Below are 14,602 nucleotides of genomic sequence, written 5' to 3' on the forward strand. Positions count from 1 at the left end.
ATTGGCCAGCACTGCCGGGCACTTGCCCCCAAAACCCGCAGACCGGGTTTTTGCATGATCTGCACCGTTCGGTTCGTTTACCTTCCGGGTCAATCCCCCGATCCCTTCCCTTGCAAGGCCGGCGCCCCCAAGGGGCCCGGCCGACAGGATCGAAGGGACAGACATGACATTCAATTCCCAAGGAGTCTCGCGGCGGTCGCTGCTGTCGATGATCGGGGCGGTGGCCGGCGCGGGCGCGATGTATGGCGCCATGAGCACGATGGGCCTGGCGCAGACATCCAATTTTGCCGGGCGGCTGGATCTGCAGGGCGATGCGCAGGGCACGCGCGTCCTGGTCCTGGGTGCCGGTCTGGCGGGCATGACGGCGGCCTACGAACTGCGCGCCGCCGGCTATCAGGTGACGGTGCTGGAATATCGCGAGAAGGCCGGGGGCCGCTGCTGGACCCTGCGGGGCGGCGACAGCTATACCGAGCTGGGCGGCGACACGCAGGACGTGACCTTCGCCGAAGGCAACTACCTGAACCCCGGGCCCTGGCGCATCCCCTCGGATCATTACGCGGTGCTGGATTACTGCAAGCGCTTCGGCGTCAAGCTGGAGCCCTTCATCCAGGTCAATTACAACGCCTATCTGCACAATTCCGACGCCTTCGACGGCCAGCCGCAGCGCTTCAAGGAGATCTCGACCGACTTCCGAGGCCATGTCGCGGAACTGCTGGCCAAGGTCGTGGACCAGCAGGCGCTGGATGCCGACGTGACGGAAGGTGACGCGCAGCTGCTGATGGATGCGCTGAAGCGCTATGGCGCGCTGAACGACGACATGGCCTATGTCACGGGCGAGGAATCCTCGGCCTATCGCGGATGGGCCGTGCCCGAGGGCGGCGGCACCACCGGCAAGCCCGAACCGTCCGAGGTGCATCCCCTGTCGGTCATCCTGCAGTCGAACCTGTGGCGCAACCTGACGGCGGGCGACAACCTGCACATGCAGTCGACGATCTTCCAGCCGGTCGGCGGCATGGACCAGATCGCGCAGGCCTTCGAACGCGAGGTGGGCGACCTGATCACCTTCGACGCCAAGGTCACGCGCATCCGCCACGAGGGCGACAGCGTCACCGCGACCTGGGTGCCCTCGGGCGGCGGGGACGAGCAGACCGAGACGGCGGATTACTGCATCTGCACGATCCCCTTCTCGATCCTGGGCCAGATCGACCATGACTTCTCGGGGCGCATGTCGGGCATCATCGACAGCATGTACTATGCCTCGTCCTTCAAATGCGGGCTGGAGTTCAAGCGCCGCTTCTGGGAGCAGGACGAGCATATCTATGGCGGGATCAGCTACACGAACCTGCCGATCTCGCTGATCTCGTATCCCTCCACGGATTACTTCAGCGACGGGCCGGGGGTGCTGCTGGCAGCCTATAGCTGGGGGGCCGGGTCCTATCAGTTCAACGCGCTGCCCCCCGCCGACCGGATCGAGGCGGTGCTGGATTATGGCAGCCAGATCCATCCGCAATATCGCGACGAGTTCCTGTCGGGCGTCTCGGTCGGCTGGCACAAGGTGCCCTGGGTTCTGGGCTGCTACGGCATCTGGGCCGACCGCGAGGCCGATTACATGGACGCCACCGTGATGGATGGCCGCACGCTGATGGCGGGCGAGCATATCTCGTATCTGCCCGCCTGGATGGAGGGGGCGATCCTGTCGGCGCTGGACGCCGTCGAACGCCTGCACGCCACCGTCACCGAAGCCTGAGGAGGCCCTGATGAACCGCATCTTTATGCTGACGGCCGCCTTCGCCGCCCTGACGCTTCCCGCCGCCGCGCAGGAGGCGGGCGAGGTCGTGATGATCGACCGCGGCGGCTGGTTCGAGGACCCGTCCCGCCTGACCCAGAGCGGCGGGCAGCAGGTCTACGAGGCGATCTGCGCCGCCTGCCACATGCCGGATGGCGAAGGCGCTGTCGGTGCCGGCGACTATCCGGCGCTGGCCGACAACGAGAACCTGATGACCGCCGACTATCCGATCTATCTGATCCTGCAGGGCCAGAAGGCGATGCCCCCCCTGGGCGGCGTTCTGGACGACACCCAGGTGGCCGATGTGGTCAACTATATCCGCACCTCCTTCGGCAACGACTATGCCGAGGACCCGGCGACGCCCGACAGCGTCGCCGCCGCCCGCTGAATTTCGATGAAAGGACATCACATGAAGACGACCCTGGCCGCCCTGGCCCTGACCGCCCTGGCCCTGCCCGCCGCCGCGCAGGAGCTGACCCGCCATCCGATCCCGGATTCGGATTTCCCGATCCTGCAGGCGGTCGAGGTGCCGGCGGGCATGACCACCGTCTATCTCAGCGGCACAGTCCCCGCCGTCATCAACGAAGACGCCGAGCCCGGCAGCGTCGAGGCCTTCGGCAATACCGAGGAGCAGACCGTCAGCGTCATGACCCGCATCCAGGCGCAGCTGGAGGCCCTGGACATGGAGGTGGGCGACATCATCAAGATGCAGGCCTTCCTGGTCGCGCCCGAGGGAGAGGCGGTCGATTTCGACGGCTTCATGGACGGCTATCGCCAGTTCTTCGGCACCGAGGACCAGCCGAACCTGCCCGTCCGCTCGGCCATGGTGGTCGAGGCGCTGGTGAACCCCGCCTGGCTGGTGGAGCTGGAAGTGACCGCCGTCCGGCCCTGACGCGCCCCGGTCCGGCGCAGCCCGCGCCGGGCCGATCCGTCTTCCGATCCGGTCCGATTTGATATCCGGTCCGACCGGGGCATTTGCTCCTTTTGCTGCGACATATCGGCGGTGCCAGGAACTGCGCCCCCGTGTTACAGCTTGAGTCGGGACAGCAGCCTCAGGACCGGCCCGACGCCGGCCCTGGCTGTCCCAGGACCGGAGGAAAGAATGTTCGACATCCATACCGAAGCCTATCTTCGCCGCACCCAGGCCGCCGCCCCGCAGGGCCGGACCGCCCATATCCAGACCGACCGCGCCCAGGCCGACGAGGCGCAGGCCGAGCGGTCCGACCGGACCCTGCCCGCCCTGATCGCCACCGGCATGGCCCTGTGCCTCGGGGTGCTTCTGGCCCTGCATTGACATGTCCCGGACGGTGATGACGAAAAGGGCGGACCTTGCGGTCCGCCCTTCTGTCATTGTGCAATGCGTGCGGTCTTCTAGTCGGCGCGGCCGCGCGACAGGGTGGCGGGCGTCACCATCCTGCGCTGCCACAGATACAGCCCCACGGCGACCGACAGGCCGATCACATCGCTGACCCAGCCCACCGAGATCATCGACAGCGCCGCGCCGATCAGCACGATCCGCATCACCGCGCCGGCATGGCCGAAGAAGTAGCCGATCACCCCCGCCGACAGCAGGAACATGCCCAGTAGCGCCGTCGCGGTGGCGTGGATGATGTCCAGCGTCTCGCCCTGCATCAGCAGCTCGTGCGAGCCGAAGAACATGAAGGGCACGATGAAGGCGGCCAGGCCCAGCTTGAAGGCCTCGACGCTGGTCTTCATCGGGTCCGACCCCGACAGCGCCGCCCCCGCATAGGCGGCCAGCGCCACCGGCGGCGTGATGGCCGACATCACCGCATAGTAGAAGACGAAGAAATGCGCAACCAGCACGGGCACGCCAAGCGAGATCAGCCCCGGGGCCACGACCGCCGCCGCCACCGCATAGGCCGCCGTGGTGGGCATGCCCATGCCGAGGATGATCGAGATGCACATCGCGAAGAACATCGCCAGATACTGGTTCTGGTCCGCGATGGTCAGCAGCAGCGACGAGAAGCGCGCGCCCACGCCGGTCAGGGCGATGACGCCCACGATGATGCCCGCCGCCGCGCAGACGGCGACCAGCTGGATGGACATCTTGGCGCCCATCTCCAGCGCCTGGAAGATGCGCTTGGGGCCCATGCGATGCGGCGTCAGCCAGCTGACCATCATCGCCGAGACCATGCCCATCGCGCCTGCCCGGATCACCGAATAGCCCGCGAAGAGCGTATAGATCAGGATGATGATCGGCAGGAATAGGTAGACCTGCTTGATCAGGTCGCCAAAGCGCGGCAGCTCTGACCGGGGCAGGCCCTTCATGTCCAGCTTGAGCGCCTGCAGGTCGACCATGAAATAGACCGACACGAAGTACAGAAGCGCCGGGATGATCGCGGCCACGACGATGTCGGTATAGGGGATGCCCGTCACCTCGGCCATGATGAAGGCGCCCGCGCCCATGATCGGCGGCAGGATCTGCCCGCCCGACGAGGCCGTGGCCTCGATCGCGGCCGAGGATTTGGGCGAATAGCCCACCTTCTTCATCAGCGGGATGGTCAGCGACCCGGTGGAGACGACATTGCCCGCCGAGGTGCCGTTGATCATGCCCATCAGGCCGCTGGCGAAGACCGCCACCTTGGCCGGTCCGCCCCGCGCCTGGCCGGCGCAGGCAAAGGCGAAGTTGACGAAGTAATCGCCCACCTTGGACGCCTGCAGGAAGGCCGCAAAGACGATGAAAAGGATGATATAGGTCGAGCTGACCGCGATCGGATCGCCCAGCACGCCCTGGTCGGTGAAGATGTAGGTGAAGAACCGCGTGGCGGTATAGCCGCGATGGTTCAGGAACCCCGGCAGCCAGGGCCCCAGGAAGCTGTAGGCGATGAAGACGCCGACGATCACCACCAGCGCCAGACCCGTCAGGCGGCGCGTCAGCTCCAGGATCAGCAGGATGCCGGTCAGCGCGGCCCACAGGTCGCCCGGCTGCGCCATGCCCGTGCCGGCCCGCATCCTGAGCGCGCCCACCACGAACAGGATGTATCCCAGCACCGCGATGGCCGAGAGGCACAAGAGCAGGTCGGCCGGATAGATCCGCCCCCGGTCGCGCGACGAATGGCGCCAGGCGGCGACGATGGCGGCCACCGTGCCGATGACCAACGGCAAGCCGTAGGTGCGGAACCCGAAGGCCGGCGGCAGCGCCACCCCCGCCAGCCACCAAGCGCCCCAGGCATAGGCGATGATGACGAAGCCGTAGCCGATGCCGATCGCGGCCACCCCCAGCAGCGCCAGCTCGGCCGGGCCGCGCCGCTTCTCGGCGGGGGCATCGCTGGTCTGGCTGAGCGCCGAATAGGTCAGGAAGCCGATCACCAGACCCCCGCAGAGGTGGATCATCCGATAGGCCCAGGTTTCCAGCGGATAAAGGACCATGACCACCAGGTGGAAGATGGTGTAGGCGGCGCAGAGGACCGCGATCAGCAGCCCGGTGCGGGCGCGGGGATCGCGCTGGTTGGAGGCCATCGGTTCGTCGTCGACGCCTTGCGCCAGGACGGGGCCGGTGCCTGCCGCGGATGCAGCATCAACAGACATGGGGAAATCTCCGTCGGCGGGGCTGGCGCTGCCGAAGGACAGGCGCCCGGGTCGACCGTGAGGGGACAGGGGACGAGGGTCCGGGGGCCGCGCGGGGCCCCCGGGGATCGCGGATCAGCCGCGCAGGTCGGCGGGGATCTCGATGCCCGCCTCGTCGAAATAGCGCAGCGCGCCGGGATGGTAGGGCAGGAAGGTGTTCTTGTCGGCGTTCTCCGGGATGGTCTCGGCCGAGGTGGCGTGGATGGTCATCATCGCCTCGTTGTTCTCCATCACCATCTTGGTGATCTCGTAGGCGAGGCTTTCGGGCATGTCCTGATGCGCGACCGCAAAGTTCCACATGGCGACGGTGCCGTGGCCGTCCGGGAAGCCCTGATACATGCCGCCCGGCACCTCGAAGGCGGCCACTTCGGGCATGGCCTCCAGGATCTGGGTCCGCTGTTCCTCGGTGAAGCCGAAGATGTTGACGGGGTTCTCCGCCGCGATCTGCGCGAAGGCCGAGATCGGCACGCCCGCCGCGAAGGCGAAGGCGTCGATCAACCCGTCCTTGACCTGACCGGTCGCGTCATTGGCGCCCGAATAGCTGATCGTCGCCTCGATCCCCAGGGTCTCGAAGAAGCGCGGCCAGTAGGTCGCCGCCGTGCCGCCCGCCGGGCCGACCGAGACGCGCTTGCCATCCATGCCGGTCACGTCCTCGATGCCCGAGGATTGCAGCGCCACCGCCTCGAACGGGGTCTGGTACATCGGGAAGAGCGCGCGCAGCGATGCATGCTCGACGCCCGGCGCCAGTTCGCTGTTGCCGGTCCAGGCCTCGTAGGCGGGGCCCATGGTGACCAGGCCCACCTGATGGTCGCCGGTCTCGACCAGGGTGGCGTTCTGCACCGGGCCGCCGGTGACCTCGGCCGAGGCGTTCACGCCCAGGTTCTGGTTGATCAGGCCGGCAAGGCCGGTGCCGTAGATGAAATAGGTGCCGCCCTGGCTGGCGGTGCCGATGGTCAGGCTGGACGGCCAGTCGGCGCGATCCTCTTGCGCAAGGGCGGGGGTCAGGGTGAAGGCGGTGGCGGCCGCGACGGTGGCGACGGTCAGGAAACGCATCGAAATCCTCCCAGATTTGTGCCGGTGCCGCAGGGTTCGAAAACCCGGGCTGCCGGATGACGTGCGTCGTGCTTAGGCGCGGCCATGCGCGTCGCGCAATGCCGCCATGCAGCTGACGCGACAGAAATTCGCGGAGCGGACGGGTGAATGGGTGGATTCGGTAACATCGGCGCGACAGGATGGGTGGATTTCCGCCCATCAGGGGTCGGCCTCGTCCCCCGCATCGCTGTAGAGCGACTTGTCGATCCGGTATTTCTGCATCTTTTCGTAAAGCGATTTCCGCGACAGGCCAAGCTGTTCGTAGACGGGCTTCAGCCGCCCGCCCTGCGCGGCCAGCGTCGCCACGATCACGTCGCGCTCGAATCCCGCGACCCGGTGGGCCAGGCGCATCTGGTCGGGGCCGCGATCCTCGGCGGGCTGCAGGGCGATGCCGAGCGCGTGGCGGTCGGCGGCGTTGCGCAACTCGCGCACATTGCCGGGCCAGGCACGCTCCACGATCTCGGCCAGAAGCTGTGGGGGGATGGCCACGGCGGCCCGGCGATGGCGGGCGGCGGCCTCCTGCACCAGCTTGATGAACAGAAGCTGGATATCCTCGCGCCGTGCCGACAAGGGCGGCACGGTCAGCGTCACCACGTTCAGCCGATAGAGAAGATCCGCCCGGAACCGGCCCGCCGCCACCTCGTCCTCCAGCGGCTGGCGCGAGGTCGCCAGGAACCGCACGTCCAGCACCCGGTCCTCGTTCGACCCGAGCGGTGAGATCACCCGGTCCTGCACCACCCGCAGCAGCTTGCCCTGCACGTCCCAGGGCATGGACCCGATCTCGTCCAGAAGGATGGTGCCGCCGCGCGCATGTTCGAACTTGCCATAGCGGGGGCGCAGCGCGCCGGGAAAGGCGCCCGCCTCGTGGCCGAACAATTCCGATTCGATCAGGGCGGCGGGCAGGGCCGCGCAGTCGATGGCGACGAAGGGACGGCGCGCGCGGGGCGACAGGTCATGCAGGGCGCGGGCCACGATCTCCTTGCCGGTGCCGGTCTCGCCCACGATCAGCACGTCGGCCTCGGTGGGGCCGATGGTGCGCAGGCGGCGGCGCAGGTCGATGATGACGTTGGAGCGTCCGACCAGCCGCGTCTCCAGATCGTCGGCCTGCCCCGCCGCCGCCCGCAGCACGCGGTTCTCCAGCACGATGCGGCGATACTCCATCGCGCGGGCGGCGATCTCGGCCAGCTGCTGCCCGTCGAAGGGCTTTTCGACGAAGTCATAGGCGCCCTGCCGCATGGCGCGCACCGCCAGCTGGATGTCGCCATGCCCGGTCACCAGGATCACCGGGATGTCGGCGTCGATCTCGTGGATGCGGCTCATCAGGGTCATGCCGTCCATGCCGGGCATGCGGATGTCGGTCACCACGATGCCGTCGAAACCGAAGCCCACCCGTTCCAGCGCGGATTGCGCATCCGCCATGTCGTCGACCTCGAACCCCTCCAGATCCAGCCCCTGCGCGGTCGACAGGCGCATGTCGGCCTCGTCATCGACCAGCACGATCCGCCCCGCGCTCATGACGACACCTCCGCGCGCGGCAGGTCGATCTGGAAGGCCGCGCCTTCGGGCTGGCGCAGCAGGCGCAGCTCTCCGCCGAAATCCTTGACGATGTTGAACGAGATCGACAGCCCCAGCCCCAGCCCGGCCCCCACCCCCTTGGTCGAGAAGAACGGATCGAAGATCCGGTCGTCCAGCCCCTCGGGGATGCCCGGCCCGTTGTCCGAGACGGTCAGCACGACCCGCTCCGGCCCTGCCTCGGCGCGCAGGCGGATGACGGCGTCCTCCTGCCCCTCCAGCGCATCCAGCGCGTTCGACAGCAGGTTCACGATCACCTGCTGGAACCGCACGGGGCCCGCCCGCACCAGCAGGGGGCCGGGCGGCAGGTCGACGTCCAGCGTCACAGGGCGCTTGCCGATGCGCCAGGCGATCACCTCCAGCGCGTCGCGCAGCACGTCATGCAGGTCCACATCGGACAGGGCGGCATTGGGCTTGCGGGCGAAGTTGCGCAGGGTGCGGCCGATCTCGGTCATGCGGTCGGTCAGGGACAGGATGCGGGTGACGTTCTGGCGCGCGTCCGGCACCCGGTCACGGTCCAGATAGGTCACCGCATTGGCCGCGAAGTTGCGCACCGCCCCCAGGGGCTGGCTGAGTTCATGCGACAGCGCCGCCGACATCTGGCCAAGCGCGGCCAGCTTGGCCGATTGCACCAGATGGCGCTGCGTGCGGCGCAGCTCGGCCTCGGTCGCGCGGCGTTCCTCCACCTCGGCCTCCAGCCGGGCATTCACCTCGGCCAGTTCGGCGGTGCGGGCGGCCACGCGCCCCTCCAGTTGGGCCTGGGCCTCGGCCTGGATCGACAGGCGCTCGCGCAGACGCGCCCGGCGCTGCGCCCAAGCCATCAGCCCCGCAGGCCCCGCCCAGAGGATCAGCATCCCCGCGACCGAGGCCATCAGCGCCTGCCGCCGCGCAGGCGCCGTATCCAGAAGCACCTGCACCGTCCAGCCCGCCTCGGGCATCGCCTCGGCCACGGTCACGAACTCGCGCCGCGCGCCCGGCCGCTCCAGCCGCAGCAGGGGGTTGTCGCCCACCTCGCCCGCCGGCTGCAGGGGCAGCATGTCCAGCGGCGCGTCGTCATAGCGCCGGGTCGCGGCGATGCGGGCGCGGGCCGCGTCCGTCAGCGGCGCCAGGGACCGGAACTGCCAGTCGCGGCGGCTGGCCAGAAAGACGATCCCCTCGCTGTCGGTCACGATCATCTCGTATTCGGCGGCGCGCCAGCTGTCCTCGATGGCGTCCACATCGACCTTGAGCGCCAGCACGCCCAGCACCCGGCCCCGGTCCCGCACCGCCGCCCCGAAGTAATAGCCCCGCTTGCCCGAGGTGGTGCCAAGCGCGAAGAACCGCCCCTGCCCACCCGCCAGCGCATCCGCGAAATAGGGCCGATAGTCAAAGACTTCACCGACAAAGCTGAGAGACTGGTCGAAATTGCTGGCCGCCACCGTGCGCCCGTCGGGCGTCATGATATAGGCATCCGACAGGCCCATCAGCCGGGCCACGTGGCGCAGATACAGGTTGGCTGCGGCGATGTCGGCGCGGCCCGGATCGGGGCGCAGCGCCGCCGTCAGGACGGGCGCGCGCGACATCAGGTCGGGCAGGCGTTCGTGGCGCGCCAGCTCTCCGCGCAGGCCCGAGACGGCGAGGCGCAGGATGTTCTCGCCCTGCGGGACCGTGGCGATGATCGACCGCGTGGCCAGCCAGCCATTCGCCTGCACCAGCATCGCCCAACCGATGACCGCCAGGAAGGCGATGGCGGCCACCCGCCGCCGGTGCCGCGCCAGCGGCCTGCCGAAGCCCATGGCCCAGGGGCGCTGCCGCAGGTCGCGGTCCATGCCCCGCCGGGGGCCGGTCGCCTCTGTCGCCTGCACCACGCGGGGCCTCCTGTCCTGCCGGTCGGCATCTTCCCCCGGCGCGGGCCCCGGGGCAAGCCCGCCCGCGCCTCTTGCCGCAGCGGGGCGGGCATGGGACTGATTGGCGGGACCGGGGACCCGAGGGGCAATACAATGAGCGAGAAGACGGATCTGCCGCAGCTGGCGGCGCGGTTGCGGGATCTGGCGCGGGGCCCCGCGCGGCGGATGGTGGCGCTGGCCGGCCCGCCGGGCGCGGGCAAGAGCCACGTGACCGAGGCGCTGCTGCGCGAGGTTCCGGGCGCGGCGCTGCTGCCGATGGACGGCTATCACCTGGATGACGGGCTTCTGTCGGCGCGGGGCGATCTGGCGCGCAAGGGGGCGCCGCAGACCTTCGATCTGGACGGTTTCGCGGCGATGCTGGACCGGCTGGCGCGCGATGACGGGCGCGCGGTGCTGGTCCCCGTCTTCGACCGCGATCTGGAGATCAGCCGCGCCAGCGCCCGCGAGATCCCCCCGCAGGCCCGGCTGATCCTGGTCGAGGGGAACTATCTGCTGCTGGACCGCCCCGGCTGGCGCGATCTGGCGCCGCATTTCGCGCTGACGGTCCTGCTGCAGGTGGCACGCCCGGTGCTGGAGGCGCGGCTGACCGCCCGCTGGCGCGCCCTGCCCGCCGATCAGGCGCGCGCCAAGGTGATGCAGAACGACCTGCCCAATGTCGATCTGGTGCTGGGCGCCAGCCGCGCGCCCGACCTGATCCTGCCCAACGGCTAGGCCGCCTTGCGGCGCCGCGCGATCTCGTAGGCGATGGCACCGATGACGGTGGCGAGGATGATGATCAGCGCCAGCGCGTTCACCGCAGGCGTCAGGCCGGTGCGGACCTTGGTGGCGATGAAGACGGTCAGGGGCGTCTCGAACCCGCGCACGAAGAGGGTGGTGTTGTAGTTCTCGATCGATTGCAGCACCGCAAGGCCGCCCGAGGCCAGCAGCGCGGGGCGCAGGAAGGGCAGCAGCACCCGGCGGAACACCATCATGCGCGAGGCGCCCAGGCCCAGGGCGGCCTCTTCCTGCGTGCGGTCGAAGCGTTGCAGCCGCGCCATGACCATCAGCATCACATAGCTGATGATGAAGGTCGATTGCGCCAGCACGATCAGGAAGATCCCGCCGCCCACGCCCAGCTGCCGCCACAGGATCAGCGTGGAAATCCCGATCACCACACCCGGCGTCAGCAGCGGCGAGACCATGACCGCATAGGCCACGCCGCGCGCGCGCGCATGCAGCGAGGTCAGGACCAGCGCGGCCGCCGTGCCCACCGGCACCACGATCACCACCACCGCCACCGCGATCAGCACCGAGGTCCAGAGCGACCGCCACATCGCCGCATCGGCCCACATGGCCGAGAACCATTCCAGCGTGGTGCCCTGCCACGGGATCACCGTCGGAAAGCGGCTTTCGTTGAAGGCCGCCGCCCCCATGATGACCAGCGGCGCGAACAGATACAGCACGAAGACGCCCAGATAGAGGGCCATCATCGCGCGCAGGATGCTCTCGGCCCTCATTTCGCCACATCCGTCAGGTTGACGCGCACCAGCTTCAGCGTGACCAAGACTACGGCCAGGCACAGGACCAGCAGCACCAGCGCATAGGCCGCGCCCCGGTTCCAGTCGCCGCCCTCGAAGAACCAGTTGTAGATGATCTCGGTGAACCAGCGGCTGCCGGGGCTGCCCAGCAGCGCGGGCGCGACATAGGATCCCGCCGCCAGCATGAAGGTAAAGACGAAGCCCGTGGCGATGCCTGCCTTCGCATGGGGGATCACCACCCGGGTATGGATGCGCCAGGTCGGCGCGCCCAGGTCGCGCGCGGCCTCGATCTGCGCTTTTTCCAGGCTTTCGATGGCGTTGTAGATCGGCAGCAGCATGAACAGGATATAGGCATAGACCATCGCCGCCAGCACGCCGCCATCGCCCTGCCAGCGGATCGGCGCGTCGATCAGGCCGATGTTCATCAGCGCGCTGTTCAAGGGCCCGCGATAGGCCAGGATGATGAACCAGGCCAGCGTGCGCAGCACCTCGTTGATGAAGAAGGGGATGATGATCAGCAGCATCGCCACCGCCAGCTGCCCCGTGGTGGCACGCTGCGCCAGCCAGAAGGCGATGGGATAGCAGACGAGGAAGGTGACCCCCGCCACCAGCGCGCTGGCCCAGATGGTCTTGAAGAAGATCGCCCGGTGCGTCGGCTCTCCGGCCAGATAGAGGATGTTGGCCAGCGAATAGGTGTCCTCCGGCCCGCCAAGCGCCTGCGGCGGCAGGTTCGGGCGCAGGGCATAGTCGATCATCATCAGGTTCGGGGCCAGCACCATCCCCGCCAGCCAGAAGATCACCAGCGTCACGAAGATCGTCGAGAGGCCCGGCCCGAAGCGGTTCTTCAGCTCACCCATCGCCCAGCACCACCGCATGTCCCGGCGCAAAGCCGAAGCTGGCGCGGCTGCCGGGTTCCGGCGCCTCGGCCAGCCGCGTGCTGGGGATCGAGGCCGCCAGCGCCTCGCCCCCGTCGAAGCGGCCGTGGACCAGCGCGAAGGAGCCCTCGAAATCCACCCGCTCGATCCCGGCGGTCAGCGTGTTTTCGGTGCCGCCGGGCATCAGCGCCTCGGGGCGGATATAGATGGTGCCGGGCTGGCCGGCCTGGGCGCCATGCCCCGCCCGCCCGGTCAGGGACCCGAGCGCCGTGTCGATGCGCGCATGGCCGTCCTGCACCTGAATGATGCGGCCCGGGATGGCGTTCGTCTCGCCCACGAAACGGGCGACGAAGGGGGTGGCGGGGTTGTCGTAGAGCGCGCGCGGGCTGGCCACCTGCTGCAGCAGCCCGTCCGACATGACGGCCACGCGGTCGGACATGGCCAGCGCCTCGGATTGGTCGTGGGTGATGTAGATGAAGGTGACGCCGGTGCGCTTCTGCAGCGCGCGCAGTTCCGCCCGCATGTGCTGGCGCAGCTTCAGGTCCAGCGCGGACAGGGGCTCGTCCAGCAGCAGGACGCCGGGTTCCACCGCCAAAGCGCGGGCGATGGCCACGCGCTGGCGCTGGCCGCCCGACAATTCGCCCGACATGCGGTCGCCATAGCCCTCCAGCGCGATCAGGCGCAGCAGGTCGTCGGCCTTCGCCCGGCGCTCGGGGCGCGACATGCCCCGCGCCTCGAGGCCGAAGGCGATGTTGTCGCGCACCGACATCAGCGGGAACAGCGCCAGCGACTGGAAGATCATCGCGGTCGGACGCTGGTCGGGACCCAGGCCCGCCATGTCCCGCTCGCCGATCAGCACGCGGCCCTCGGTCGGTTCGATGAAGCCCGCGATCATGCGCAGGATCGTGGTCTTGCCGCAGCCCGAGGGGCCCAGGATCGAGAAGAACTCTCCGGCCGCGACCTTGAAGGTCACGTCGCTGACGGCGCGGGTGGTGCCGAAGGTCATGCCGATCCCGGCCAGTTCCACGGAATGGGACATCGTCTCTCCAAAGACAAGGGGGCGCCCGCCGGGGGCGCCCCGCCAAGGGGTCAGGCCGACAGGAAGCGGTCCTGATATTCGTTGCGCTTGGTGACGTACCAGCTTTCCTGGATCGGCCACCACCACAACTTTTCAAGGGCATCGCCCGGATAGGCGGCGGCGAAGAAGGCCCGCGCCTCGTCCGAGATCAGCTGGTCCGAGCCCACCGCGGTCGAGTTGATCGAGGTCGCGTTGGTGTACATCGCGCCCGCCTCGGGGGTCAGGAACCAGTTGATGAAGGCATAGGCCTGATCCAGGTTCTCGGCGCCCGTGGGGATCGACAGGCCCTCCATCCAGGCCAGCGCGCCCTCGCGTGGCGCGATGAAGCCGATCGGCATCCCCTCGCGGGCCAGGGTCGCGGCGGTCGAATCCCAGGTCTGGCCGACATTCGCGCCATTGACGCGAAAGGCGCCCTGCGCCTCGTTCTCGTTGTTCCAGAACTGGATGACATTGCCCTTGCGCTCGACGGCCTCGGCCAGGATCACGTCGAAGATCTCGGTCTGCGCCTCGGGCGAGGTGAAGGCGTCCAGCAGCGGGCGCGGCAGACGGCCCTCGGCCTCCAGCCACAGGCCCAGGCCGATCAGCGCGGAATGGGCGCGCACGGTGGCCTGCGCCCCGTCGTTCCAGATGTCGCCATAGGAGGCCGTGCCGTATTCCAACGGGCGCTGGTCGCGGTCGAAGGCCACCGCCTCGGTGCCCCAGTCGGTCGGCACCTGATAGCGCGCCCCGTCCACCACGGCGCCCAGGTTGACCGAGTTCTCCCACGCGCTCGGCAGCACGCGGGCGACCTCGACGCGGGCCTCGTCGATGGGCTGGACCAGCCCGAACTCGACATAGTTCGGCACGCGGTCCACGGTCGGCCAGATCAGGTCGAAGCCCGCGCCGTTGTTGGCGCGCAGCTGGTTGAGCAGCTCGTCATTGGTGCCGTAGGGGGTGAAGTTCGGGGTGATCCCGGTGGCCTCGGTGAAGGCGGCCAGGATCTCGTCGTTCAGATAGCCGGCCCAGGCAAAGATGTTCACCGTGCCAGCCCCCTGCGCCATCGCGCGCCGGGCGAGGTAAGGCGAGGCCAGCGTCACCCCGGCGGTGGCCGCAGCCCCGCGCAGCAGGCCGCGTCGGTCGATCCGTGTCATCTTGGTGATCCTCCTGTGTCATGTCCTTGACCGCAATCCGGTAACCGATTGCCATGTCAGAGAAATGACAGCGCAAGG

The 14,602-nt window shown here is 68.6% G+C and carries 13 protein-coding genes; 5 read left to right on the top strand and 8 right to left on the bottom strand.

Annotated features, from left to right (window positions below):
• Positions 1-163: 163 nt before the first annotated feature.
• The 4 genes from FA743_RS09700 to FA743_RS09715 all read left to right on the top strand — a co-directional run bounded on the left by FA743_RS09700 (position 164) and on the right by FA743_RS09715 (position 3,080).
• Entirely contained in the window at positions 164-1,747 is a 1,584-nt protein-coding gene (locus FA743_RS09700) for a flavin monoamine oxidase family protein (RefSeq protein ID WP_136885914.1), read from the top strand.
• A gap of 10 nt (positions 1,748-1,757) precedes the next feature.
• Entirely contained in the window at positions 1,758-2,174 is a 417-nt protein-coding gene (locus FA743_RS09705; RefSeq protein ID WP_246054913.1) for a c-type cytochrome, read from the top strand.
• 21 nt (positions 2,175-2,195) lie between these two features.
• Positions 2,196-2,678 carry a RidA family protein gene (locus FA743_RS09710; RefSeq protein WP_136885915.1) on the top strand — a complete coding sequence of 161 codons (483 nt, stop codon included), beginning with the start codon at positions 2,196-2,198 and terminating at the stop codon, positions 2,676-2,678.
• Positions 2,679-2,888: 210 nt separating this feature from the next.
• Positions 2,889-3,080 (top strand): hypothetical protein, encoded by a 192-nt coding sequence (locus FA743_RS09715; protein ID WP_136885916.1) that lies wholly within the window; start codon positions 2,889-2,891, stop codon positions 3,078-3,080.
• A gap of 77 nt (positions 3,081-3,157) precedes the next feature.
• Here the strand turns inward: FA743_RS09715 and FA743_RS09720 are convergent, their stop codons facing one another.
• The 4 genes from FA743_RS09720 to FA743_RS09735 all read right to left on the bottom strand — a co-directional run bounded on the left by FA743_RS09720 (position 3,158) and on the right by FA743_RS09735 (position 9,885).
• Positions 3,158-5,335: a TRAP transporter permease gene (locus tag FA743_RS09720; RefSeq protein WP_136885917.1), complete on the bottom strand. Its 2,178-nt coding sequence runs from the start codon at positions 5,333-5,335 to the stop codon at positions 3,158-3,160.
• Between the two features lie 114 nt (positions 5,336-5,449).
• A complete protein-coding gene (locus tag FA743_RS09725) occupies positions 5,450-6,427 on the bottom strand; it encodes a TAXI family TRAP transporter solute-binding subunit (RefSeq protein ID WP_136885918.1) in 978 nt (325 codons plus the stop codon).
• A gap of 198 nt (positions 6,428-6,625) precedes the next feature.
• Complete coding sequence (locus tag FA743_RS09730; protein WP_136885919.1) at positions 6,626-7,981, bottom strand: sigma-54-dependent transcriptional regulator; 1,356 nt, start codon at positions 7,979-7,981, stop codon at positions 6,626-6,628.
• Positions 7,978-9,885, bottom strand: a complete 1,908-nt coding sequence (locus tag FA743_RS09735) for a sensor histidine kinase (protein WP_211242232.1) — start codon at positions 9,883-9,885, stop codon at positions 7,978-7,980. Before FA743_RS09735 ends, FA743_RS09730 begins: the two co-directional genes overlap by 4 nt.
• A gap of 132 nt (positions 9,886-10,017) precedes the next feature.
• Between FA743_RS09735 and FA743_RS09740 the strand changes: the two genes are divergently transcribed.
• Entirely contained in the window at positions 10,018-10,635 is a 618-nt protein-coding gene (locus FA743_RS09740; RefSeq protein WP_136885920.1) for a nucleoside/nucleotide kinase family protein, read from the top strand.
• Here FA743_RS09740 and FA743_RS09745 read toward each other — a convergent pair.
• From FA743_RS09745 to FA743_RS09760, 4 genes are read right to left on the bottom strand one after another with little or no spacing between them, the layout of a single operon-like run.
• Positions 10,632-11,420 (bottom strand): ABC transporter permease, encoded by a 789-nt coding sequence (locus FA743_RS09745; RefSeq protein ID WP_136885921.1) that lies wholly within the window; start codon positions 11,418-11,420, stop codon positions 10,632-10,634. The two genes, FA743_RS09740 and FA743_RS09745, sit on opposite strands and share 4 nt — an antisense overlap.
• Positions 11,417-12,298: an ABC transporter permease gene (locus FA743_RS09750; protein WP_136885922.1), complete on the bottom strand. Its 882-nt coding sequence runs from the start codon at positions 12,296-12,298 to the stop codon at positions 11,417-11,419. Before FA743_RS09750 ends, FA743_RS09745 begins: the two co-directional genes overlap by 4 nt.
• Complete coding sequence (locus tag FA743_RS09755) at positions 12,291-13,355, bottom strand: ABC transporter ATP-binding protein (RefSeq protein ID WP_136885923.1); 1,065 nt, start codon at positions 13,353-13,355, stop codon at positions 12,291-12,293. Before FA743_RS09755 ends, FA743_RS09750 begins: the two co-directional genes overlap by 8 nt.
• 50 nt (positions 13,356-13,405) lie before the next feature.
• Positions 13,406-14,524 (bottom strand): extracellular solute-binding protein, encoded by a 1,119-nt coding sequence (locus FA743_RS09760; protein WP_136885924.1) that lies wholly within the window; start codon positions 14,522-14,524, stop codon positions 13,406-13,408.
• Positions 14,525-14,602 lie beyond the last annotated feature (78 nt).

This window comes from Paracoccus gahaiensis, assembly GCF_005048225.1.
GTDB classification, from domain to species: domain Bacteria; phylum Pseudomonadota; class Alphaproteobacteria; order Rhodobacterales; family Rhodobacteraceae; genus Paracoccus; species Paracoccus gahaiensis.

Coding starts and splice junctions, on each gene's coding strand:
- FA743_RS09700 (WP_136885914.1), top strand. CDS start 164: ATGACATTCAATTCCCAAGGAGTCTCGCGGCGGTCGCTGCTGTCGATG.
- FA743_RS09705 (WP_246054913.1), top strand. CDS start 1,758: ATGAACCGCATCTTTATGCTGACGGCCGCCTTCGCCGCCCTGACGCTT.
- FA743_RS09710 (WP_136885915.1), top strand. CDS start 2,196: ATGAAGACGACCCTGGCCGCCCTGGCCCTGACCGCCCTGGCCCTGCCC.
- FA743_RS09715 (WP_136885916.1), top strand. CDS start 2,889: ATGTTCGACATCCATACCGAAGCCTATCTTCGCCGCACCCAGGCCGCC.
- FA743_RS09720 (WP_136885917.1), bottom strand. CDS start 5,335: ATGTCTGTTGATGCTGCATCCGCGGCAGGCACCGGCCCCGTCCTGGCG.
- FA743_RS09725 (WP_136885918.1), bottom strand. CDS start 6,427: ATGCGTTTCCTGACCGTCGCCACCGTCGCGGCCGCCACCGCCTTCACC.
- FA743_RS09730 (WP_136885919.1), bottom strand. CDS start 7,981: ATGAGCGCGGGGCGGATCGTGCTGGTCGATGACGAGGCCGACATGCGC.
- FA743_RS09740 (WP_136885920.1), top strand. CDS start 10,018: ATGAGCGAGAAGACGGATCTGCCGCAGCTGGCGGCGCGGTTGCGGGAT.
- FA743_RS09745 (WP_136885921.1), bottom strand. CDS start 11,420: ATGAGGGCCGAGAGCATCCTGCGCGCGATGATGGCCCTCTATCTGGGC.
- FA743_RS09750 (WP_136885922.1), bottom strand. CDS start 12,298: ATGGGTGAGCTGAAGAACCGCTTCGGGCCGGGCCTCTCGACGATCTTC.
- FA743_RS09755 (WP_136885923.1), bottom strand. CDS start 13,355: ATGTCCCATTCCGTGGAACTGGCCGGGATCGGCATGACCTTCGGCACC.
- FA743_RS09760 (WP_136885924.1), bottom strand. CDS start 14,524: ATGACACGGATCGACCGACGCGGCCTGCTGCGCGGGGCTGCGGCCACC.